Genomic DNA, 22714 nt, shown 5'->3' on the forward strand with positions numbered 1-22714 from the left:
AAAAAAGAAGGACTAATCATCAAGGATTAGCCCTTCTTTTTCTATGAGTAAAATGAACTTAAAGATATTGACGTTCGCCTGTTTGTGCAGACTTTCGTATCGCATCAATCAACTGATGAACTTTGACTGCATCTGCAAAATTTGGTGTTAATGATGTTCCTTCTTGAATATCTTGAGCAAATTTATGATAGACCTGAGCAATATTGAGAACATAACCCGGATCATTTTTGAGAGACTCAGGTACAGAGTAATATGAATCTGGAATCGTTAATTCTTGAAGCTCTGCATCTCCTACTCCTGCGCCTAGCAATTGATGTGATCCAAATTGAATCGTCATTGGTGCTGTTAGAACAATACTTCCTTGATCTCCAAAGATCTCAAGTGTAACGCCTTTAGGATGTTTGACTCCGCCTTGAATATGAATACTAGCAGCAGCACCACTGGTTAATTTTCCTGTAACTAGAATTTGATCATCTGTTGTTTTTTCGATGACTTTCTGGATATCTTCTAATTGCACTTCAGCAAATTGTTGCGCTGTTGTCGCTGAAAGTTCTGCAAAATCGCCGAGCATATACGTAAATGCATCGATATTATGTCCACCTACTATAGTGAGCAGGTTACCGCCAGATGTGCGATCGAACAAGTACGCTGTAGATTTATCAGCTTTGGCACCCATACCTTGCATCGATACTCTCAATTGCGCAGACAATACTTTTCCTACATATCCTTCCGCAATAAGGTCTTTCACATAGTTGATAGCAGGAGCTTGTCGCGCTTGTAAACCGATTGCTGTTGGAATATGATGTGTTGCTACCCATTCTTGCATTTCAATAGCTTCTTCTGTCGTAGATCCCAATGGCCATTCGCTATAAATCGGCTTACCTGTAGGAATAATAGTTTTGACTGCATCATAGTGCTCTTTGACATTGATACTAACGACTACCATATCTACATCATCATGTTGAGCCAGTTCTTCGATTTGATCAAAACCATGAGTGGCTTCAAAAGCCTCTGCACTTTTTTGAGCACTTTCTTTATTACTTGTTCCTACTGCTGTTAGCTCATACTCCTCAAGATGCTGAAGAGCTGGAATATGTGTACCACTTGCCCATCCGTTATTAATAGATCCACCGATAATACCTACTTTTGTTTTTTTAGTCATGTTTATAATCTCCTTTTTGTACTCCATATTGATACGGAACTTTCATATTTTCACGCAAGGTATTTCCTTCGTATTCTTTATGAAATACACCACGTTCTTGTAAAATAGGAACGACTAGATGAACAAAATCAGCCACTCCATCAAACGATGCATCCGGTACAATCGAGAATCCATCACATGCCCCAGCAAGAAACCATTCTTCTAAAAAGTCAGCCACTTGCACAGGTGTACCTGCCACCACAGGATGATAATTGATTACTCCATGAGCCAGCACATCCCGAATAGATAAGCCTTGTTGTAGCAATTGTAACGCTTTGGGTGCACGTGGGTCCATTGGGCTTGCATAAGCATATTGAAGTTGCTCGGTTGTTAACGGTTGATCAATATCTATAGAGTGTATAGATAACGGTACATTAATCATAGAACCGAGATAACTGACTCTACCTGGAATCTCTTCAGGATTGAAATCCATAAGTTGTTTGCGACGCATAAGTGCTTCTTCTTCTGTGGCTCCTAATGAAAACATAAACCCTGCAAACATTTTAATATCATCAGGATCACGACCGAACTGGATAGCACTTTGCCGAATAGCTTCTCTGTGTTCTTTTGCAGATTGAATATCATAAGGATTAGCATAGACCCCGGAAGCGAATCTCCCTGCTAACTCTAACCCTTCCTGACCTCCTCCTGCTTGGAAAATGACAGGCTGACCTTGCTCAGATGGTGGAATAGGCAGTGGCCCACGAGTCGCATAGTGTTGACCTTGAAGATGAACCGGTTGGATTTTTTCCATATCTGCAAATTGCCCGGTCTCTACATCCAATGTCCAGGCATCCTTTTGCCAACTTCCCCATAAAGCTTGAACTATTTCTATAGATTCATGCGCTTTTTCGTATCTTTCTTGACGATTAATAGGCTTGCTTCCAAAGTTAGCGGCTACATTAGGATCGGATGTCGTCACAGCATTCCAGCCTACTCGTCCATGACTGATCACATCTAATGCTTTGAATTGACGTGCTAGATTGTACGGGTAATTAAAAGTTGTAGATAGTGTAGCAACAAGTCCAATGTACTTGGTTTCTCTAGCGACAGCCATCAAAGCCAGCATCGGGTCCATCGGAAACATAGGTGTCTTATGACTCAAGCTACTTGTTAATGCTGGTGTGTCTGCGATAAAGATCATTTGGAACTTACCTTGCTCGGCTAACTTCGCACGTTCTACATAACTATCTATATTTGTATAGGCAGCTGGATCGGCACCGGGCATTCTCCAAGCATTGAATTCAGCGCCATACCCTGAAACCATTTGTAAAGATAACTGCATTTCCTTTTTCTGTTCCATATTTATCTTCCCTTTACTTAGCAAGCTAACTATATTTTGAAATAAAATGATGCATTTGCAATGATTTAAGGAAGAACAACTTAGGATAAGTTGCTCTCCATTTGTTTTAAAAGCCTTCTTAAAAACACACGCTCTTCTGGAAAGATAGAGTCTAGTAACTTTTCCTGTTGCTCTTTCCATTTCTGATCTACTGGTTTTTCCAACAATCTTCCTTCATCTGTCAAAAAAATGCGCATCACACGAGCATCATGTTCATCACGCTTACGATATATAAATCCATTTTGTTCAAGAGACTTGACCATATTAGTTACAGTAGGTGGTTCACATTTTAAATGCTCACATAATTGCATTTGTGTGATACCATCCCCTAACCATAATCGATATAATAATTTATCCTGACCTGCATAAAGATTGATTTGTCGCAAAGATTCATTATAGTCTCGACGCATTTGGGAAGAGACACGATCTAACGACTGGCGGATATCACAATCCACTTGATCTTTGACCGGTTCGTTCATCTATCCATCATTCCTTATTTCTTCAATAGTAGTTAGCGGGCTAAATATAACATGAAGAAATTAATGTGTCAATTGACTGTAGCAGCGCCATTTATTTTTTGGCGTATCCCATTTTATTTAAATAATTCATCATATCAGGCAGGATGCTTCTTTCTAAATGATCTTGAATATGATCGCTCCATCCTTTAACGGTTTTGACTGTGAAAGGCGCACGAATCGGGCGAGCTTGATAATATTTTTTCACTGTATCATCATAAACAGCCAATTGTTTTGTATCCAATGGTTGGTATTGATTGTCAAACAGTACCATGGATTTCGGTAAGCGTGGTTTAAGACCTGCTTTCTCTCCTGCTGGAACACCGATGCACAAGCCTACTGCTGGAATTACGTATTTAGGTAACTGAAGCAATTCAGATAATTTTTCAATATTAAGCTTAACCCCACCGATATACACACCACCAAGCCCCATCGATTCAGCCGCAGTTAGAGCATTTTGTGCCATAAGCCCAGCATCCACTAAGCCAATCGTTAGAAATTCGATATATTCGATATCTACTTCAGGAGCGATTTCATGATTGCGATGGAAGTCTGAACAGAAAATCCAAAACTCGGCTGCTTCACCGATATAAGGTTGATGACCACAAAGCTCCATAACTTCTTGACGAAGCGCTGGATCTGTAATGCGAATAATAGAGACGGCTTGTAAAAGACTAAATGATGATGTTTGCGTAGCTGCTTGAAAAATGGCATTGCGTTGTTCTTCTGTTAATGGTTGATTGGTGTAAGAACGTACAGATGAATGGTTATGAAGTAATTCTAACGTTTTATTCATGATTGCTTTCTCCTCTAATTTTCAATAATATGATACACTATTACTTAGCTTGCTAAATATAAAATTAATATTTCAAATCATATTCAGTTAGTAATTATTGTTGCTCATCGCTTACTGAAACTATCATAAAATGAATAATTCAAGCTGTATAGAGGGCAATTTAGATGAACATAGTACATTTTTGTGTACTTAGGGAGGAATCAGATTACGATGAGAGTGTGTAAAGATGGATTTCAAAGAGAATTTATAGAAGACAAATCAGATATGTATACTATTGCGTTTACTCAAAATATTTTATCCGGGCGCTGGAAATACTTCATCCTATGGTACTTAAAAGGTCATACACGTCGTTATTCAGATATCAAAGCGTTTCTAGGTGATCTTTCGCAAGGTTCTCTTAGTAAACAGCTTCGAGAATTAGAAAAAGATGGTGTGATTGAGCGTAAAGTGTATCCCGTCGTTCCACCGAAAGTAGAATATTCGCTTACCGAAAAAGGCACCAAACTCATGCCTATTTTAGATGCTATGGAGACTTTTGGTAAAGCGTATGGTGAACAGCCAGATGATACTTCACTTGTATAAATGTTGATTACAATAGAGTCTATTGCATCCCAACTAAAGAGTACTTAGGACGATACAGATCGGCAAAATTGGAAAATGAACCATTTATTGTTATCATAAAATAAGTACCATATATAACATTCTTCATATACCAAAAAGGAGTGATACAAATGCTACGTATTTTAATTGTAAATTTTCCAGCAGAAGGACATGTGAATCCAACATTAGGAATCACTCATGCTTTTACATCGCGCGGGGATGAGGTTCATTATATTACGACTGAGAAGTTCAGAGATCGAGTAGAAGCCGTTGGAGCGATTGTTCATGTTCATACTGATCTGCTTCGAAATGCGTCTATCCATGTAGGTAGCCCTAACGGAATAAATGAATTTTTAAACATTCATATTCAGACTTCGTTACACATTTTAGCATTAACCGAACAGCTATCGCAGACCATGCAGTTTGATTTTGTATTTTACGATAAATTCGGAGCTGGTGAATTAGTGCGAGATTTTCTGAATATTCCGGGTATTTCCTCGTCTCCATCTTTTTTGATATCTAATAATCAAATGACTAAACGAATTTTCCCAAGTCATGTGGATACGACTTCTCAGATTGCCGAGAACATTCAAGCTGGATTATCGCTAATAAAAGAGAAATACAACGTTATGCCTAAAGAAATGGGCCAATTTATGAATAATAACGGCGCTCTAAATGTTGTTTATACAAGTAAATATTTTCAACCCAATGGCGATCAGTTTGGCAATGAACATCTTTTTATTGGACCTAGCTTTCCAAAACGTACTGAAAATACTTCATTCCCACTTCATCTTCTTAAAGATCAAAAAGTACTATATATTTCAATGGGAACCGTTCTCGATCACACCGAACAATTCTTTAACACTTGTATCGAAGCTTTTACAGACTTCAAAGGTATCGTAATCATTGCTACAGGTGAGAAAGTTGATGTTACAAAGATTAACCCTGCTCCTGAACATATCATGATTTTACCTTATGTTCCTCAGTTGGAAGTGTTACAGCATGCCGATGTATTTATTACCCATGGCGGGATGAATAGTGTTAATGAAGGTATTCATTTTAATGTTCCTTTAGTCGTTTTACCTCAAGATAAAGATCAGCCGATGGTCGCTCAGCGCCTAACAGAACTGCAAGCAGGTTACCGTATTACCAAAGATCAGATCCATGTGCAATCGCTCAAAGAAGCCGTACAGGAAGTACTATCGAATCCGTTATATAAAAAAGGTGTGCAGGAAATTAATAAAAGCTTCCAACACACAGTCGGTCCCCAAGAAGCACTAGATCGAATCGATGCTTATCTTGAACATACCAAAGTTTAAATAATTATAATAACTAAGTCAGTATTATAGCTCCAATATATATTAAAAGTAATGGCTGTGCTCCATATCTGTAAATAAATCAGGATGTTGTATCTTCCAGTCTAATCGCTCTTGAGTGAATGCACTGGAAACGTAATTGTCTACAGATACAAAAGCACCTAGCCAACCAAAATGAGAACCAGCTTGTTCTTTCTTTATACTCGATACAGGTATATTTAGATAACGACCGATGGCATGAGCAATATCACGAAAAGGCACTCCTTCTTCTCCTACTGCATGGAATATAGAACCAGCTGAAGCGTGTTCCAAAGCGAGTCTAAAAAGACGAGCTGTATCTAATCGGTGTACAGCTGGCCATCGATTTGCTCCGTCTGCTACATAAGCCGATACGCCTTTTTTACGAGCAATGCTAATCAAAGTCGGTAATAGACCGCTTTTATCACCTATACCATGTACAAGTGGGGCTATACGAATAACAGAAGAACGAACCCCGTGATTTGCGAGTGTCAGCGTTGTTGTCTCTGAAATCGTCCTTCCGCCTCCTACTGATTGGGGATCAGAAGGATCATTTTCAGTTGCTAAGGAACCGGCTCGTAGTGCCATTGTTGGAAACGCCATGACAAGTGATCGATCGTCTCCCGAAAGTGCTTTTCCAAGCGTTTCAATCGCACGTCGATCCGTCTCCGTAGCAATTGCCATAAATCGAGATGCCGCATGACGAGGATTACCACCCAATACAATCTTTACACGTGTAAATAAGCTGGCATGCGAGAATTTATGAAAAAAAGCAGTATGAATCACGCCATCTGCGTTGTCTACTCCTCTACGTAAATCTTCTACACTTTCCACGTTTCCTTGTTGGGCTGTTGCTCCAAGCGCGGTCAGCTTATGAGCTCCTTCTTTAGAACGGACAAGCCCTGTTACTTGATACCCTGCTTGAATCAACTCTTGAATCACTGCTGTGCCTATAAATCCATTCGCCCCTGTGACAAATACACGCATCATTTATCCTCCTAAGATCGTTATTGATCATTTTAATGTTCTTGTTTGCTATAGCTATATATGGGATCTATTTTTAAGTCTTTTGTAGTATAGGATAGATTGTCGGGTGAACTTTGCCTATTCTGCGTGAATTCTTGCCTATTTTGCTAGAAAGTCTATATATACCAAAAAAACCTGCAAAGCCAGTAGCCGCAGGTTCTATTGCATAGGTGTATTTAAATGATATTCTTATCGCTTAACTGTTCATCTGTTGACGCCATCTATTCATATCCCTACTAGGAGGACTTCCAAAAAAACGGCTATAGTCTCGACTAAACTGCGAATCGCTAATATATCCAACCATCCGACAAGCCGTAATAGCATCCATACGACCGGACAACATGAGTCTTCTTGCTTCTTGTAGACGTAATGCTTTTTGGTATTGTAACGGACTCATCGAAGTAATTGCTTTGAAATGCTCACGGAAAGAAGATTGACTTAAATGAACCATATCAGCTAACTCGGGAATTTTTAAAGGCTGTGCAAAATGTTCTTGAAGCCAGCGAATCGCTTTGGCGACTCGTTGTACATTAGATTCTACAAAAACAGTCTCAGCCACAAATACACCGATCGGACTACGCAGAAGCCGTATAAAAATTTCATCCACAATAAGTGGAGCAAGTAATTCACTATCGTTAGGATGAGCAAGACACTCGACCAAACGGGCAACCGCATGTACAAAGGCTAGATCCCCCGGTATCATATATCCAGCACTGCGCTCTGTCACTTTGGGCAATCCTTGAGGGTATACTTTGGGTACTAATTCAGCAATTCGTTGTGGATCAAGATATATCCCTACCCCGAGAAAAGGCTCAGTGGGACTGGCTACGATCGTTTTCATCATGACAGGTAAAGCGACCGGAGCGACAAAGATCGTCGAACCACCATATTCGAAATGCTCATCCCCGACCTGAATTACTTTTTTGCCTTGAGCCGCTATACCTACTGTAGGCCAGTACATGGTATGCGTATAATCTGCTTTTTCCATTTGAGAGAAACGATTAAAGTATAATCCTGAAATCTGCTCAGCACCGTAACTTCCATCTTTAGTCGCATTGATCGAGATCAAATCTGCTAATCGAGCCGTTTCAGCTTCCAATACTTTTTGACTCTGTTCTGTAGAATGAATCTCTAATTTATTCATCGTCTCCAATGCCTCTCTCAGGTACTTATATATTTACTAGAAGATTATAATACAAAAAAAGAAGTACGCATAAACATTCTTTCTGTTTGTACGTACTTCTTGTTTATTCTATTCTTTATTTAGATTATTTTATTTAACTAGTATTGTTTTACTTTTTACCCCATGTTACTTTCAACACATCGCCTGCTTCACCACCAAAAACAATCAAACCGTTTTGAGGAAGAACCACTGATTTTTTGTGATTAATAATAGAAGATTGGACAACCATTCCTTTATCATCGTATACAACAAAGCCTGCATTGTTGGCATAATCGACGGTGATTGATTTACCAGCTGTCGTTTTATCTATTTTGAACCACTTTACATGTCCATTGGAAGCGATCGTGACTTTAGAAGCATTTTGTTTAGATAAAGGTTGAATCGCATCTTCTGGAATATATAGTTGTTTGACTGCTTTTAGATATTCCACATTATTTTGTTTGACAAATTCTAGATCGAAAGTATCTCTGCCGGTCATAACAGGAATCTGTGCTACATTGACAGCTTTGTTCTGATCGATGATTCGATCTCCATTGACATAACCATTTGTAGCATCGACCTTCAATGTTTTAGTCAAAATAGACGGTGCTATATAAAAAGCAGAATTAATCTTTTCGTCTACAGCATAATATTTTTTACCATCACGTGCTTTCCATGCTTTTTGTACAGCAGTCGAAACTTTATTTTTACTTAATTTTTGATATTCATAAAATACCATGACGGTTTGTCCTAACCCCGGAAGACTTACATTTGCGTTCACTTTGATATAGGTTTTTCCATTCTTTTGTTTATCAAAGCTTACTATCGCACTTCCATCTTTACTGGTGAATTGTTTCTTGCCTGTGTACACATACGTCTGAGCAGGGATAATTCCACCTAATATATCAGGTAGTGCTATTTTCCCTTTGCTAATATCCAATGTTAATGTGTTATCTAATGTGCCGTATAATCCACTATATTGCTTGAGTTCAGCAGGCATTTTGACTTGAACAGCAGGTTTGAAGGTTTGATCGGGTAATATCTTTTTGATTTTACCTTGATCTTTCAATTCTTGTAACAACAATTGAGTTGCTAATTGTGTATTGTATATAGAAGATCCTCCCGCAGAAACGACGGCAGCAGACATATCATATTCTGGCAAAGAGATCAGATCCGCATGATACATAATCGTATCTCCACCTTTGGATAACGCTTTGATCCCATAATCGCTAAAAGGAGCTAAATTAACAGCATCCCAACCCAATCCATAATTAGTTGTATTTCGTTCTTCTGGAACCCAAATTCCATTCCGATACTCATTTTTTTGCATAGCTTGAGCAGATTTTTCTGATAAAAGGTCGGTCTTATTTCCCATCAACACGTCACCAAATGTAGCTAATTCTTCCGCTGTAGAGTAAATACCGCCTGTCCCTAATATATTCGCGTTTTCTACAGGTAATGCACTCGCGATGCCCGGGAAATATGTTTTGGATAGTTGATTGCGATCAAACGTATCTAATGGCGTATGTGTAGATTTGAAATTCATTGGCTCACTAATATGAGTTTTGACAAATTCAGAATAACTCATTCCACTTACTCGTTCGACTAGCACTTCAAGTAATTGAAAACTATCGTTACTATAGACTGAAAATGCTCCCGGATCTGCTTTGAGACGTTCTGTTTGTAGCTCTTTTAATAAGTTATCGTAGTTCTGAGTATCATTATCATCAAATAGAATACTATTATGGTAATGTGACCCGTATAACCCTGAAGAATGATTCATTAATAGGCGAGGAGTGATTTTTTTGTAACGCTCATCTGCCATTTTAAAATCAGGAATATATGTCGTTAGAGGTTGATCAATATCAATTTTACCTGCATCCACTAACATCATCACTGCTGAAGTGACATACATTTTACTAACAGACCCAATTCCAAACATCGTGTCCGGCGTAATCTGTTCTTTCGCCGCTTGGTTTTTGATGCCTGCATGACCGGATAAAATTACTTTACCATGATCGACAATTGCATACTGAACACCACTTGCTCCATAATCTTTTACCACTGTCGTGGCTAATTGTTTAGCTTTTTCTTCGCTAGATAGACTAGCTGTACTTCCCTGCGCAAACGTCTGACTCATCGGTACCACGGTTAATACAGCCGCTAATAGTAAACTTCCTATCTTTTTCATTCGGTATAGCCTCCTGTAATATATTCAGATGTAATCAATAACTGTATCTTACCTATAAAAATCAGAATTATAGCCAAAAGGGGCTGAAACGAAAAAAACAATCCCTCAACGACATCGATAAGAGATTGTTTGGATAGAAATCATTTATTGAAAAGGAATAACCACCATATTATTAAATACTTGATGTTTGCTTTCGATTGTCATATTTCCACCGTATTTATTACAGATACGATCAATATTGGTGAGCCCTATCCCATGATAATCAGGGTTAAGCTTCTGACTTTGCAATTGCCCTGCTCCTTGTTCCATATGATTCAAGATATGAATCGATAAGTGAGACGAACTGGACTGGATTTTGATCAATATATAACGGTCTTCTGCTATTTTAATTTTTTTAGAAGCTTCGATTGCATTGTCTAACATATTGCCCAGTACCACGCACAGATCATAGCGTTCGATCTGTATATGCTGAGAATATAGTTGTAACTGAGTATCGATCTGAATGCCATTGGCTTGCCCGATATTGAGCGCATTGGTCACTAACGCATCAACGACTAGATTGCCTGTATTAACACGCTGATACGCATCCTCGACCTTATTAAGGGTGGTTTGGATATGTTGCTTGGCTTCTGCTAATTCATTTTTTTCGATACATTGCTCGATATAAAGAAATTGCTGATGCGTATCATGAATTATGCGCTTAATCTGTTTAAAACTATGCACAGTTTTCTCATAATTAGCATCTTGATAATCCATTTGATCTTGCAACTGCATATTTTCATGCATTAATTGAAATTTTTCAATCATATTATCTAAAATGTACATAATAAAAACATTCAAAAAAAGAAAGCTAAAAATCGAGATAAAGTAATACATATTCTTCTCACTATACATCGACAATACATTGACTTGATAAATACTGATCGCCGGTATGGTAAGAAATAGTAGATAGTATCTGTAATGCAAAGGAAAGCTTCTACGCTTCACCACAAACCGAATAATAAGAATAATCACAAACATAATCAGGCAACTGAGCAATACACTTTTGGATAAAATAACATACTCTGCAATATTCACAGGATTGGAAACACCTAGATTTGCAGCATTGAATGGATACAAAATATACAGGGATATAAAATTAACCAACGTTAACAATACAGCATATAGAATCGAAAAAACGATTTTCATTTTGAGTTCAATGTGATAAGAAATCGACAAGCTAAAAATAACTATTAATGCTAATACCGAAGATAATACAGACGATGTATACGAATTTAAGTAAACGAAATCAAGTACACCAAAAACAATAAAATAGATCCACCGATTCGATCCCTGCTGAGCTTTGCCAAAAACAGCATTAAAATAAAAATTAATTTGATAACCCATCACTAACACAATACACGCATTCAGTAACAATAATTGATTTTCCATACGTTAATTCATACCTGTAATCATAAATTTAGTATAGGCATCTTTGACTTCTTTCACTTTAGAACGCCCGATCGGTAGTTCTTCTCCATTGGACATCAATACCATGCCTCCTGCGAATTTTTTGACATGGAGTAAATTGATGATAATCGAACGATGAATTTGTAAAAAGTGATACGACTTCAGCGCTGTAGCATAGTTCGAAATAATGCCTTTGGTCGTATGCGTTTGCTCAGAAGTCACTACATGCAATTTGTTTTTGATCGTTAAGCTTTTGACCACTTCAATCGAAATAATATCATCGTGTTTAAGTACAACTTCTTCATAGTCTGATTTGATAATCAATATTCTTTTATCTAGCGCTTGAAAATACTGACACAGCTTAAGCATCTTTTCTTCAAAAACATCAACTGCGATAGGCTTAAGCAAGTACTGAAAAGTCACTACATCAAAGCTTTCTATCATATAGTCAGGATAACTGGTCAAAAATACAATCTGTTCATCCAGATGCTTGAGATCTCTAATACGTTGAGCGGTCTGAATTCCATTAATCCCATTCATTTCGATATCCAAAATTAAGATATGGAAAGGTTCTTGACCATTCTGGTAATGAGATACCAATGATTCGCCTGCTTCAAAATATTCAATTTCAAAATCAATGCTGGTTTTCATAGATAATGTCATCAGCATATGTTGGACAAGTTCTCGTTGCTGCTGCTCATCATCACAGATAGCCACTCTATAGGTCATTTATAAATACTCCATTTCTATCTCTTGATCATTTTTTGCTAGTATCATGTGGCTGATTTCGATCAGTTCACTTTCTAACGGACGAACATCTTCTAATTTGTGCAAAATGCGAATAAGCATATGTTGACGTTTTTCCCCTTCGACATATTGGCTTTTGAGTGCCATGTTAGAGACTAGCTTCCAACGCTGAGCCACATACTGATACTTGTAAATCAATTTTTCGATGGATGGATGGTAGGATATACCTTGTTGCAAAAAGTAGGTAAACAAATAGCGATTGTTACTTATTCTGGATAAATCTTGATACATTTGTTCAACATAATTATCCTTTAATAATGTAACATCTGCTGTACAGTGACGAATATGATCTATATATCGATCTAATGCTTCTAAGCCTGTATACGCATTCACTACAGGTTGTCCATGATCGGTTGTGAGCACATTGGAATGCTGACTCTCTATCACCTCTAGATTCATTTGGATCACATCATAGATATCCTGTTCTTGCACATCCATAACCGCTTGAGTACTATCCACCACATTATAGACATATTGCGTGCCTTCTTCAATCATTTCGGTCTGTGTCAGATCGAGTGCATTAATCAAGGTCTGTTCATCGATCGTATCTTTAAGATGATAAAATTCGTCTATAAATTCAAATTGTCCGTCTGCATAACCTACAAGTAACAAACAATGTGCAAAATGACGCAGTTGATATAAGGAGTTATATTTCATATCAAAAACATCCAACCAGACAATCACAGGTTCCCCTTGAAGAAGCAATTGTTTGATATGGGATACCACACTACTCTGATCATCTGTCCGATAAATCTGTAGATAGATATGGTGAATATGTTGCAAATCCTTTTCAGTAGCCCTATAGATTGGAGAGATTCGAGCTGTGTCCTCTGTTCCTTGTTCTGTATACACCAATCCGCATTGTTTCCATACACTACAAAAGTCAGGAACTTTGTGGTATGCCAAAATACTGCTAACACATAATGTAAAGCAGTCTTCACCTTCTTTGGGTTCAGATCGTGGTTGCATGTTCATTCGTATTCTCCTTTTTTAAGGTTATGGCGAATAGGTGCATACAAGGATTATCCGGTAATACGATAGCATTGATATGAATAGGATGCTCAAACTGAATCGTTTGTAGCCAAATGGTAGTTTGTTTACTTGTTAACAAAGATCCTTTCTGTGTATATATACCACTACAACGATAGACTACTTTTTCATTGTATTTAGGCATCTGATCGGTCCAATTGGTCAAAGCTAACGGCATCTGATGTACTAATGTATCGTTCAAATGATACTCAACATTTTCATCATAAGAGCCATTATCTGCCGCACCCAAAATAGACATTGCGGTATAGTGATGTTCAGGAACAGATAAACGCTGATTTTCTAATTCTATATTATTAAAAGTAGACTTAGCCTCTGGAAATAAAAACGGAATATCTTCAATAATGAGATCTTTCTGATTTGGGATCTCATCTCCAGGATAAGAGGAGCCAAATGTAGTGAAATTACCTATTCGTTGTTCTAGATCATAACTAAACCCGTTGTTATTGTAATAATCGTCTAAAGGTAAAGGATAATATTGTTCCATCAGGCTCACCTCGAAGATAGTTTATTATGTAATAATATTCCAATTAATTCGAATGTTACGTTATTTTATAATGATAGTCAATCTTAATGTTAACGCTTACTTTATTTACACTAATATAACCAAAAAAGGACTACAGCTGTATATGCTATAGTCCTTTTATCTATGGCTATATCTATTAGATATTAAGCTTGTTTGACCAATTTAGACATCGCATTGACCATACCTGAATGTGAACTTTCGTGCATCGTGTTCAACTCTAACAGATCGCCGATCGTATCTGCTTTGGCAAAGTTCTCTTTGTTCACTACAGGTTCATTGATCTGTCCTGCAAATGTTTCGCGTACCAGATGAGTTTGCTTAGCAAATAGATCAAGCAATTCTTCCCATGCTGGTGCTTCTGTAGTCCAATCGGCTGGTTTGGTACCTGGTCCGAAGAATGTTTTGTACTCAGCAGGAACCTCGCCACTTTTGCCTGAAAAACCAAATAGAAGCATATCCGTAACCACCATAATATGACCCAATTGCCAGTGAATATTATTGTTGAACCCTGTAGGAACAATCGAACGTTGTTCTGGAGTCAACTCTGCCGTATAACCAAGAATACTTTTACGTGTTCTTTCAAATAATCCAAATATAAATAAGTCTGACATGATGATCCTCCTAATATAAAAATATAATCTAATCTCCATGCTTTTATAGAAAAAAATAAAAGCAACCTTTTAAAGTCTAACTTTAATCCATTTTAAATTCAACTTTGCTACTAAATAAAACATTAAAAAAGCTAAAAATAATCAGTAAATGTAAGCGAAATCAAGTATACGTGATCTGAGTAAGCTAAATGAGATTTTACAGTCCCAAAACAAACTTTACTCCCCTTTAACTTTTGAAAAGATAGGTTTATTATAAAGACATCACCAAGAGGTGCTGCATCACATAAGCAACACACAAGCACCAATCAGGTGATAGTCTCATTTCCGTATTAGTAGTTAAGATATACAGGAAGGGAGCAGGATTCCGTTGGAAAATGTTAGCGAAGTATACTAGAATCGATAACACGCAAGAAAAGCGTCAGTGAAAACGTTTTTCGTGAGATCGTGGGTATACGGGAAATCATAAGCGACATGATTTGGATGGAAGCCGGATATGCTTGATGAAGTTCTCCAAAACTTGAAGATTGGAGGAACGGATATCGCTATCTCCTTTACGTAGAGTTTGGAGGTAAGGCGAACAAAGAAATGCTTTTTTATCAAATAAGTATAACAATCAGTACAACGATTATTGAAATGGTGAAGACCTAATGATCGGCAACATGGAAAATATGAAAGTATGTGCCATGTCACGCAGGAGGATTGTTTCAGGAGGAAAAATTTAATTGTATATTCAAAATAACACGTAAAACCCCACACTCTTGATATTCAAGGATGCGGGGTTTTATGTGTTTTATAGATTAAAAATACGTTTTAACGCTTCTGCACCTTGTAGCACACCTGCTGTTGCTTTATCGATCTGTGGCATACTCATAAAACCATGAATCATTCCTTCGTAACACATATATTCTACAGCAACACCTTGTTCTTGTAGCTTTTTGGCATAAGCTGCTCCACCATCTCGCAATGGATCATATTCAGCTGTAATAATCATCGCCGGAGGCAATCCACTCAAGTCTTCATATAATAATGGGGCTGCATACACATGCTGACTTTCCTCTTCTGTATTGAAGTAATGTGTACGGAACCAATCCATCATATCTGCTGTAAGCAAATACCCTTTTTGATTGTCACGATAAGAATCTGTATCTTTCTCATTGCCTACAGACGGATAATATAGCAATTGATATTGAATAGCAGGTACTCCGCCCCGTTGCTTCGCAATAATACAAGCTACCGTAGCTAGATTGCCACCTGCACTATCTCCACTTACTGCGATTCGCATCGGATCGATCTGGAACTCTTCTGCATGTTCTGTCAAATACACTAATGCATCATACGCATCCCATACCGCTGTGGGAAATTTATATTCTGGTGCTAAACGGTAATCGACAGCAATCACAGTACAACTAGACTCATGTGCAAGCCTACGACACATTTCATCATGAGAATCTAGACTTCCTACTACCCATCCACCACCATGATAAAAAACAAGTGCTGGACGTGGTCCTTCTACTGCGATTGGTCTGTAGATACGAATAGCAAGGTCACGATCTTTCAAAGGAATCACTTGATCTTTCACTTCATGTAATTCTGTTTTATTTGCCATAAAAGGTAATGTCATCATCTTCTCCATATCGCGATAGTCTGATGGAGAGATCGTATTAAATGGAGGCATAGGAAATTGATTGATCATATTAAGCAATTGTTGAACTTGAGGATCGACGGGCATAAGTGAGTACATCCTTTCTTTAACTTATTATAGTATACCTATACTCAAGGATTGATTCCCCAACTCTAGCTATAATGAAACCTTGATCTTCGATCTAATCATATGTAAAAAAAGTCAGATCGCCTTGTTAAGCGATCCGACTTAAATCTTAAACGAGTCTTCTATACCTTATGATCATGGAGATAATATTTCAATTCCGACGTCAATAAGTCGAATATCATTGAGTAAATGTATTTCAATTTTGGCTCTGCCTTTACGTTTATCAATTTTACGTATAATAGCTTCTTTTCCCATAAGCGGACCTGAAATAACATGAACATTTTTATCCAAGACCATAATATCAGAATAACCAATAATATGATTTTGTCCAAAAAGTTGAAGTAACCAATCCATTTGATTTTCAGGAATTTTAGTAAAATATTCTTTGGTGTTACTTGTCGTACAAGAAGAACTACCTACTAAATAATAAACATGAGGCGTTGTTTTGATCGAATGGTATACATCTTGAATCATATTTGTTTTCACAAAAATATAACCTGGAAATAATACTTTCACTTCATCTTTGACAATACCCTTATGTTTTTCAGGTATTATTCTTTTGGGTATCATGCATTTGAGTTGCTCGTCGTCATAATGTCGGTCCATATGCTGTTTAATGTTTTCTTCTTTACCGGTTTGGACGAAAAATGTATACCAACTCATAATGCCTCCTCAACAAAAATAATTTAAATTAAAACTATTAATTACATTTTAAACCATTTTTATTATACGAAAGTAAATTAAAATATGAAAGTATTTTATTCCGATTTGTTATCTTTATTTTTTAATAAAAAGACCTATGTACTTTTGCCAAGTTCCACAGGTAAGCTTTTCAGGCTATAAATGTTGCTATACGCAATATCAATCTGATAATTAGAGCTCACTCTCATGTTTGGATACTTTTGCATAAGAGCTGTTAAAGCTGCTTTCACTTCAATTCGAGCCAATTGAGATCCCAAACAAACATGGATACCTTTACCGAATGAAAGATGCTTATTATTACGGCGACTAGGAAGAAACAATTCTGCTTGTTCGAAATGATCTTCATCTCGGTTCGCTGATCCTATCCAATTCGCGATATAATCTCCAGCTTTTAATGATTTTCCACCAATCTCTGTGTTTTGTGATACTTTACGAATAGTACGTTGAACAGGAGCACGGTATCGCAATACTTCTTCAATAGTAGTGGGAATAAGTTGTGGCTGTGTATGCAATGTCTCAAACAAATTATTTTGATTGAGACAGTAAATAGAATTCGTGATTAGACTTGTTGTCGTTTCATTCCCTGCTATAAGCAAAAAGACACAACTACCCATCAATTCTTCAGGGGATAATCTGTATCCATTTTCCTCTGCTTGAATAAGATCGGAAATGATATCTTGCTCTGGTTGAGCACGCTTGATCTCTATAATATGTTGGAAATAAACGATTAATTGTTGACTTGCTTCTGCTTGAATTTGAGCAATACGCATATATTCTTCAATAGTATTATCTTGCGGTGCTACAGTAAGTGTACTCACCCATGCTCTAAACTTTTCAAGATCTTCCGTAGGAATCCCAAGCAATTCTGAAATGATAATCATTGGAAGTGGAAAAGCAAAATCTTGCACAATATCGATCTGCTGTTTACCATCTATGGCATCCATTAGTTCAGCTATGATGTGATCAATTTTTGGAATCCAAGACATTACCGCTTTGGGTGTAAATGCTCGATTGATCAATGCTCGATTAAGTGTGTGCTTGGGCTGATCTAAACCCATTAACGAATCTTTAATAATATCAGGAAGTAACACAGCATTCGAAAAATAATCTTTATCTTCAGCTACTCTTTTCACATCATCGTACTTAAATACATTCCATACATCTTGCCCTTCGTCATAATATACAGGGTCATTTTGCCGCATTTGTTGATACCATGCAAAAGGTTCATACTTCTCTTCATTGGTTGTAAAACCGCTCACTTGCGTCAAGTCAGGAAAATACTCTCTTGTTTTGTTCTCCATTCTAATTCCTCCTAATGGTCTGTTATTTTATAAATAGCAACCAGTGCTTGGCAGTATAAGCGCGATCTATTCTAGTCCAATCCGAAAATGATTTTTGAAAAGCAAAATATCTTACATCCGTGTTTTAATATTGTTGGAACGTCTGCTTCATTACTTTCTCTTCTAATGAAATTCGATTAATTAATGTAATCAAATGCAAAATAAATAAAGGAATAAAGACTATCCATGCTTGAGAAATCAGTGCAAAACCGATCAACTCTGGAATAATATTCATGTAATAATTAGGATGGCGTACATGCTTGAACAATGGACTTTCAACCAGTTTGTGATCTTTAGCGATATACAATTTGAATGTCCAAAAAGGACTAAGTGTGCGAATAACATACATTAGTGTAACCAAAGAGAATAGATATACTAGTAATCCGACAATCGTTAGCCAGCTAAACTGAACATCATATACAAAAGCATAAATGATACATCCTAAATAGATTAACCCTTGTACAGCAATAAGTAGTTTGCTGTTATTCATACCATACTCGACTCCACCATTAGCTTTGATTTGTTTCTCATTACGTGCAGATATCATGGCAGACGGAACACGAATCATACATAGTAGAATTAAGATAATACCGATCATCATTACAAACATCTCCTCTTATTTTCGTATAGGTATTACTTCACGTAGAACAAATACAGCTATGACATTTAAAAATAAAATCAACAAATACCCCGGTTCTCTGCATCACCTCCTTTACAGGGTACCGTAGGTTATTTAATCCTTTATAAAGTTATAGAAGATACTGTATGAGAGATATCAGATGGCGTATAAATCGATTGAATAGATGTCATAATCTGTTGGAGCGATTTCTGTTCAGATAACATCACAAAATGATTAGAAGTATCAATATCCACTATATGAAGATGTGGTAAGATCGTTCTCCATTTCTGCCAGTAATCTGTAGGATTTGTGCTATTCTCGTCTACAAAAATACCATTCTGATTACGGAAATAGTAACTACGAATCGATTGTGAATCCAGTAAAGGAACCGGCTGATATTGATCTAATTCATACGCTTGTTCTAAACGATAACAAGTATCTATAAATTTTTCTTTTGAAGCCGTCGAACCATTTGGATAGAGCATTTGCCATAGATACGGATGCTCTGTATTCCATTGAAGATTGGAATCACCAGGATAAAAGGAATCAATCATAACTATTGAAGATACTTCTTGCTCCATAGTCTGCAATATACGGATAATCTCATATGCTAGTATGCCGCCTAATGAATATCCGCCTACATCGTATGGACCTTCAGGTTGAATATCACGAATAATACGTGTGTAATAAGCAGCCATAGCATAAATACTTTGCAAAGGGGGTTCATCATTTAAATAACCTTTAGCCTGAATACCGTAAAAAGGTCGATTCAGTTGAGTAGCTAACTGTAGATAAGATTCAACACCACCTGTTCCGCCATGAATCCAAAAAATAGGCTGTCCTGTTGTCACTGCATTCAAATGAATCAATTCAGAATAGGCGATAGATTCCGAATCTGAATGAATATCAATAGAATCAACAGGCAAAGCAGCGACTAACTCTTCAATCGTATTACACTCTACAATATCTTCTAGCTGAATGGATGGATCTATATGACTCTGGAACTTTTGTAACATTTGTAAAATAAGAATAGAGTTCATACCATATCGATCTAACGGAACATCAGCTTGTATAGAAGTATCCGCTACTCCTAACAAGTCAGCTAAAATGGTGGTGATTTGCTTTTGGATAGAGACTACAGCATCAACTTCAACTTTTGGCGATATTGACTTTATGCTTGTATGCCCTTCTTGGTTTTCTTGATCTTGGGATTTGCTTATATGATTCTCTTGTAATTCCACTCTTTTCTCACTAAGCGATGATACATTTACCCAATATTTTTCTTTGGAAAAGGGATACGTAGGTAAGCTTATTCGTTGCATTTGAGAGTCTTTATACCATGCGCTCCAATTCACATCAATCCCTTTTACCCATACTTCAAGTAACTTATGATATTTAGATCGTTTCATCCATTGATGCACAGCTTCAGATAATTCCTCATCTGCTTTGAACAAAGCAATAAATGATTTGTGCGCTGAGGCGTCACCCGTATACACCTTTTCTATAGGCTTTTCAGATATCACATAAGTTTGAAGCTTTTCTTTTAATTCATCAATCGAACTCACTATACATCCGAATCGTATATCAAATGCGTCTCTTCCGACTTGAAGTGTATACGCCATATCAGATAGTTGAGCGTCTGTATAATGATTTTGTTGAAGTACTTGTATCCACTGCTGAATCTGTTCGTCTAACCGTTCTTTGGTAACAGCAGATAATACAAAAAGGACAGGCTGATGTGGAGATTCAGTCTGGTTATGATGTTGAGATGTTTCCGGAATATATTCTTCAAGTACGACATGAGCATTGGAACCACCAAAACCAAAAGAGCTTACTCCTGCTCGCCGAGGTATTTCTTGTCCATTCTCATTTCTTAGTCTTTGCCAGTCTTGCGTTTCGTTAACAATATAAAAAGGACTATTTTCTAAATGAATATAGGGGTTCACGATTTCGGCATGTAGACTTTTGACCAGCTTCTGATGCTTCATCTGCAATAACACTTTGATCACTCCAGCGATACCTGCGGCCATTTCCAAATGACCAATATTGCTTTTTACAGAACCGATACCACAATAACCGACAGCATGATTAGATACTGTTGATTCCTCAGGTGAAGCTTGAAAAGCTGATTTTAAAGTATTGATTTCTATCGGATCGCCCAGAGGTGTTCCTGTACCATGAGTTTCAATAAAACTAATCGTGTCTGGTGAAATACCTGATCTCAAAAATGCTGTTTTTAGCAAAGCCGTCTGTGCTTTAGGATTAGGAGCAGTCAGAGAACCTGCTTTGCCTCCATGATTCTCATAACTACCTCGAATAACACCATAAATATGATCTCCATCTGCTTGGGCAGCTGTTAACTTTTTCAAAAAGATCATGCCTACACCTTCTCCACGTGCATAACCATCGGCTTGGGCAGAAAATGTTTTACAACGTCCATCTGGACTAAGCATTCCAGCTTTATTCAGACTGATATGTGCATCCAATGATAAAATCGTGTTCACACCGCCTGTTACAGCCGTATCACAATCGCCACTACGGATAGCATTTACTGCTCGGTGAATAGCGACTAATGAGCTTGAACAGGCAGTCTCAATCGGTTGGCTTGGGCCATGTACATTTAAAAAATGACTCATTCGATTAGGTCCTACTGAAGGTACATTCGCTGTAATGGAGTAAGCTTCCACCTGTTCATTGGCTTGTGCCATCATGACATTGTAACCACTGCTACCTGTTCCAACAAATATACCTAACTGTGAACCTGCCAGACTCGAAGCCGCATATCCAGCATCTTCAATCGCTTTCCATACATACATCATTAATAGACGTTGTTGGGGGTCCATATGCACGGCTTCACGAGGAGCAATACCAAAAAATAAAGGATCAAATTCATCAATCCCTTCGATAAACCCTCCCCATTTAATATTGGTTTTATAATTATTTTGATTAGGATCACCAAAATGTTTTTTCCAATCCCAACGATTAGAAGGAATCTCACCAATACAATCTTTCCCGGACACAAGATTGTCCCAGAATTGATCGATATCTTCTGCTTGCGGAAATTTAGCACTCATTCCGATAATAGCAATAGGTTCTTGATGATCTACCGGTAAAGAAGATGAAACAGGAACGCCTGATTTTGGTAGTGAACTCTCTTTTGATTTTGATGATGTCGATAAATTAGTGTTATTTCGCTTCATGGGCTCAGGACGCTGTTGAATAGCATCACTAAAAAATTGCTTTATTTCTGTACTATATTGATCTATCAAAAATACTGTAATTTGTTGGATCGTTGTTTGTTCAAAAAAATGAGCAGGTGTTAGATCCGTTTGTAACTGATGATTGAATTGATCGGCTAATTGTGTAAATAAAATCGAATCAAATCCATATTCACTTAGTTCCACATCGTTCTCTATATCTATCATTTGTACTTTGAGTATTTTAGCAGCAGTCGTCTTGATCCATGTCGTCACTTGTTCTTCGATGATAGATAGAGACTCTATTGAAACGTGTTCTTCAATAGACTCTTCATGTAAAGAAGATACAGCTACTTCTTCTGATTTTACTTCTTCTAACGATACCTGTGGTTCATTAGATATTTGTTGTTCGTTCGATAAGCTAGCAGAATCAATGTCTGGAACCCAATAGCGATTTGTTCTAAATGGATACGTAGGCGCA

Annotated in this window: 19 protein-coding genes and 1 pseudogene; 2 read left to right on the forward strand and 18 right to left on the reverse strand. The window is 37.3% G+C overall.

Features of this window, described 5'->3' with window-relative positions; genetic code table 11:
• Nucleotides 1-58: 58 nt before the first annotated feature.
• The 4 genes from RCP16_RS07865 to nfsA all read right to left on the reverse strand — a co-directional run bounded on the left by RCP16_RS07865 (nt 59) and on the right by nfsA (nt 3854).
• Nucleotides 59-1162 carry a Gfo/Idh/MocA family protein gene (locus tag RCP16_RS07865; protein WP_308642089.1) on the reverse strand — a complete coding sequence of 368 codons (1104 nt, stop codon included), beginning with the start codon at nt 1160-1162 and terminating at the stop codon, nt 59-61.
• Nucleotides 1155-2510, reverse strand: coding sequence for an NtaA/DmoA family FMN-dependent monooxygenase (locus RCP16_RS07870; protein ID WP_442789689.1), 1356 nt, complete (start codon nt 2508-2510; stop codon nt 1155-1157). Before RCP16_RS07870 ends, RCP16_RS07865 begins: the two co-directional genes overlap by 8 nt.
• A gap of 74 nt (nt 2511-2584) precedes the next feature.
• Nucleotides 2585-3022, reverse strand: coding sequence for a MarR family winged helix-turn-helix transcriptional regulator (locus tag RCP16_RS07875; protein ID WP_069327583.1), 438 nt, complete (start codon nt 3020-3022; stop codon nt 2585-2587).
• A gap of 91 nt (nt 3023-3113) precedes the next feature.
• Nucleotides 3114-3854 (reverse strand): oxygen-insensitive NADPH nitroreductase, encoded by a 741-nt coding sequence (gene nfsA, locus RCP16_RS07880; protein ID WP_069327584.1) that lies wholly within the window; start codon nt 3852-3854, stop codon nt 3114-3116.
• 210 nt (nt 3855-4064) lie between these two features.
• On the opposite strand from nfsA, the gene RCP16_RS07885 reads away from it, so the two are divergent.
• The gene (locus RCP16_RS07885) at nt 4065-4436 is read left to right on the forward strand and encodes a winged helix-turn-helix transcriptional regulator (RefSeq protein WP_069327585.1); all 372 of its coding nucleotides are present in this window, start codon (nt 4065-4067) and stop codon (nt 4434-4436) included.
• A gap of 149 nt (nt 4437-4585) precedes the next feature.
• Complete coding sequence (locus RCP16_RS07890; RefSeq protein WP_308642091.1) at nt 4586-5773, forward strand: macrolide family glycosyltransferase; 1188 nt, start codon at nt 4586-4588, stop codon at nt 5771-5773.
• Nucleotides 5774-5815: 42 nt separating this feature from the next.
• Here the strand turns inward: RCP16_RS07890 and RCP16_RS07895 are convergent, their stop codons facing one another.
• The 14 genes and pseudogenes from RCP16_RS07895 to RCP16_RS22535 all read right to left on the reverse strand — a co-directional run.
• Entirely contained in the window at nt 5816-6775 is a 960-nt protein-coding gene (locus RCP16_RS07895; protein ID WP_308642092.1) for an SDR family oxidoreductase, read from the reverse strand.
• Nucleotides 6776-7010: 235 nt separating this feature from the next.
• Nucleotides 7011-7958 carry an AraC family transcriptional regulator gene (locus RCP16_RS07900; protein ID WP_308642093.1) on the reverse strand — a complete coding sequence of 316 codons (948 nt, stop codon included), beginning with the start codon at nt 7956-7958 and terminating at the stop codon, nt 7011-7013.
• A 148-nt stretch (nt 7959-8106) separates the two neighbouring features.
• Nucleotides 8107-10167, reverse strand: coding sequence for a serine hydrolase domain-containing protein (locus RCP16_RS07905; RefSeq protein ID WP_308642094.1), 2061 nt, complete (start codon nt 10165-10167; stop codon nt 8107-8109).
• Between the two features lie 144 nt (nt 10168-10311).
• Nucleotides 10312-11598, reverse strand: coding sequence for an ATP-binding protein (locus RCP16_RS07910; RefSeq protein WP_069327590.1), 1287 nt, complete (start codon nt 11596-11598; stop codon nt 10312-10314).
• Nucleotides 11599-11601: 3 nt separating this feature from the next.
• Nucleotides 11602-12345 carry a LytR/AlgR family response regulator transcription factor gene (locus RCP16_RS07915; RefSeq protein WP_069327591.1) on the reverse strand — a complete coding sequence of 248 codons (744 nt, stop codon included), beginning with the start codon at nt 12343-12345 and terminating at the stop codon, nt 11602-11604.
• Nucleotides 12346-13398 (reverse strand): BtrH N-terminal domain-containing protein, encoded by a 1053-nt coding sequence (locus RCP16_RS07920; protein ID WP_308642095.1) that lies wholly within the window; start codon nt 13396-13398, stop codon nt 12346-12348.
• Nucleotides 13376-13957 carry a beta-sandwich domain-containing protein gene (locus RCP16_RS07925; protein ID WP_308642096.1) on the reverse strand — a complete coding sequence of 194 codons (582 nt, stop codon included), beginning with the start codon at nt 13955-13957 and terminating at the stop codon, nt 13376-13378. The genes RCP16_RS07920 and RCP16_RS07925 overlap by 23 nt, the downstream gene beginning before the upstream one ends.
• Before the next feature lie 182 nt (nt 13958-14139).
• Nucleotides 14140-14607: a DinB family protein gene (locus RCP16_RS07930; RefSeq protein ID WP_308642097.1), complete on the reverse strand. Its 468-nt coding sequence runs from the start codon at nt 14605-14607 to the stop codon at nt 14140-14142.
• A 790-nt stretch (nt 14608-15397) separates the two neighbouring features.
• Nucleotides 15398-16336: a LipP1 family hormone-sensitive lipase gene (gene lipP1, locus RCP16_RS07935; protein ID WP_308642098.1), complete on the reverse strand. Its 939-nt coding sequence runs from the start codon at nt 16334-16336 to the stop codon at nt 15398-15400.
• Nucleotides 16337-16510: 174 nt separating this feature from the next.
• Nucleotides 16511-17038, reverse strand: a complete 528-nt coding sequence (gene loaP, locus RCP16_RS07940; RefSeq protein WP_308642099.1) for an antiterminator LoaP — start codon at nt 17036-17038, stop codon at nt 16511-16513.
• Nucleotides 17039-17172: 134 nt separating this feature from the next.
• Nucleotides 17173-18378 (reverse strand): cytochrome P450, encoded by a 1206-nt coding sequence (locus RCP16_RS07945; protein WP_308642100.1) that lies wholly within the window; start codon nt 18376-18378, stop codon nt 17173-17175.
• Between the two features lie 124 nt (nt 18379-18502).
• The gene (locus tag RCP16_RS07950; RefSeq protein ID WP_175425167.1) at nt 18503-19018 is read right to left on the reverse strand and encodes an isoprenylcysteine carboxylmethyltransferase family protein; all 516 of its coding nucleotides are present in this window, start codon (nt 19016-19018) and stop codon (nt 18503-18505) included.
• Between the two features lie 140 nt (nt 19019-19158).
• Nucleotides 19159-20445 (reverse strand): thioesterase domain-containing protein, encoded by a 1287-nt coding sequence (locus RCP16_RS22530; RefSeq protein ID WP_442789690.1) that lies wholly within the window; start codon nt 20443-20445, stop codon nt 19159-19161.
• Between the two features lie 111 nt (nt 20446-20556).
• A pseudogene (locus RCP16_RS22535) lies at nt 20557-22521 on the reverse strand (beta-ketoacyl synthase N-terminal-like domain-containing protein); the annotation flags it as partial.
• Between the last annotated feature and the right edge of the window lie 193 nt (nt 22522-22714).

The organism is Paenibacillus nuruki, assembly GCF_963311185.1.
In the GTDB taxonomy this organism is placed as follows: domain Bacteria; phylum Bacillota; class Bacilli; order Paenibacillales; family Paenibacillaceae; genus Saccharibacillus; species Saccharibacillus nuruki.

Bases quoted from the DNA above. Each gene is read 5' to 3' on its own strand.
- RCP16_RS07915 (WP_069327591.1), bottom strand. From the start codon at position 12,345: ATGACCTATAGAGTGGCTATCTGTGATGATGAGCAGCAGCAACGAGAA.
- RCP16_RS07875 (WP_069327583.1), bottom strand. From the start codon at position 3,022: ATGAACGAACCGGTCAAAGATCAAGTGGATTGTGATATCCGCCAGTCG.
- RCP16_RS07890 (WP_308642091.1), top strand. From the start codon at position 4,586: ATGCTACGTATTTTAATTGTAAATTTTCCAGCAGAAGGACATGTGAAT.
- nfsA (WP_069327584.1), bottom strand. From the start codon at position 3,854: ATGAATAAAACGTTAGAATTACTTCATAACCATTCATCTGTACGTTCT.
- RCP16_RS07905 (WP_308642094.1), bottom strand. From the start codon at position 10,167: ATGAAAAAGATAGGAAGTTTACTATTAGCGGCTGTATTAACCGTGGTA.
- RCP16_RS07945 (WP_308642100.1), bottom strand. From the start codon at position 18,378: ATGGAGAACAAAACAAGAGAGTATTTTCCTGACTTGACGCAAGTGAGC.
- RCP16_RS07900 (WP_308642093.1), bottom strand. From the start codon at position 7,958: ATGAATAAATTAGAGATTCATTCTACAGAACAGAGTCAAAAAGTATTG.
- RCP16_RS07895 (WP_308642092.1), bottom strand. From the start codon at position 6,775: ATGCGTGTATTTGTCACAGGGGCGAATGGATTTATAGGCACAGCAGTG.
- RCP16_RS07950 (WP_175425167.1), bottom strand. From the start codon at position 19,018: ATGATGATCGGTATTATCTTAATTCTACTATGTATGATTCGTGTTCCG.
- RCP16_RS07920 (WP_308642095.1), bottom strand. From the start codon at position 13,398: ATGAACATGCAACCACGATCTGAACCCAAAGAAGGTGAAGACTGCTTT.
- RCP16_RS07925 (WP_308642096.1), bottom strand. From the start codon at position 13,957: ATGGAACAATATTATCCTTTACCTTTAGACGATTATTACAATAACAAC.
- loaP (WP_308642099.1), bottom strand. From the start codon at position 17,038: ATGAGTTGGTATACATTTTTCGTCCAAACCGGTAAAGAAGAAAACATT.
- RCP16_RS07885 (WP_069327585.1), top strand. From the start codon at position 4,065: ATGAGAGTGTGTAAAGATGGATTTCAAAGAGAATTTATAGAAGACAAA.
- lipP1 (WP_308642098.1), bottom strand. From the start codon at position 16,336: ATGCCCGTCGATCCTCAAGTTCAACAATTGCTTAATATGATCAATCAA.
- RCP16_RS22530 (WP_442789690.1), bottom strand. From the start codon at position 20,445: ATGAAACGATCTAAATATCATAAGTTACTTGAAGTATGGGTAAAAGGG.
- RCP16_RS07865 (WP_308642089.1), bottom strand. From the start codon at position 1,162: ATGACTAAAAAAACAAAAGTAGGTATTATCGGTGGATCTATTAATAAC.
- RCP16_RS07930 (WP_308642097.1), bottom strand. From the start codon at position 14,607: ATGTCAGACTTATTTATATTTGGATTATTTGAAAGAACACGTAAAAGT.
- RCP16_RS07910 (WP_069327590.1), bottom strand. From the start codon at position 11,598: ATGGAAAATCAATTATTGTTACTGAATGCGTGTATTGTGTTAGTGATG.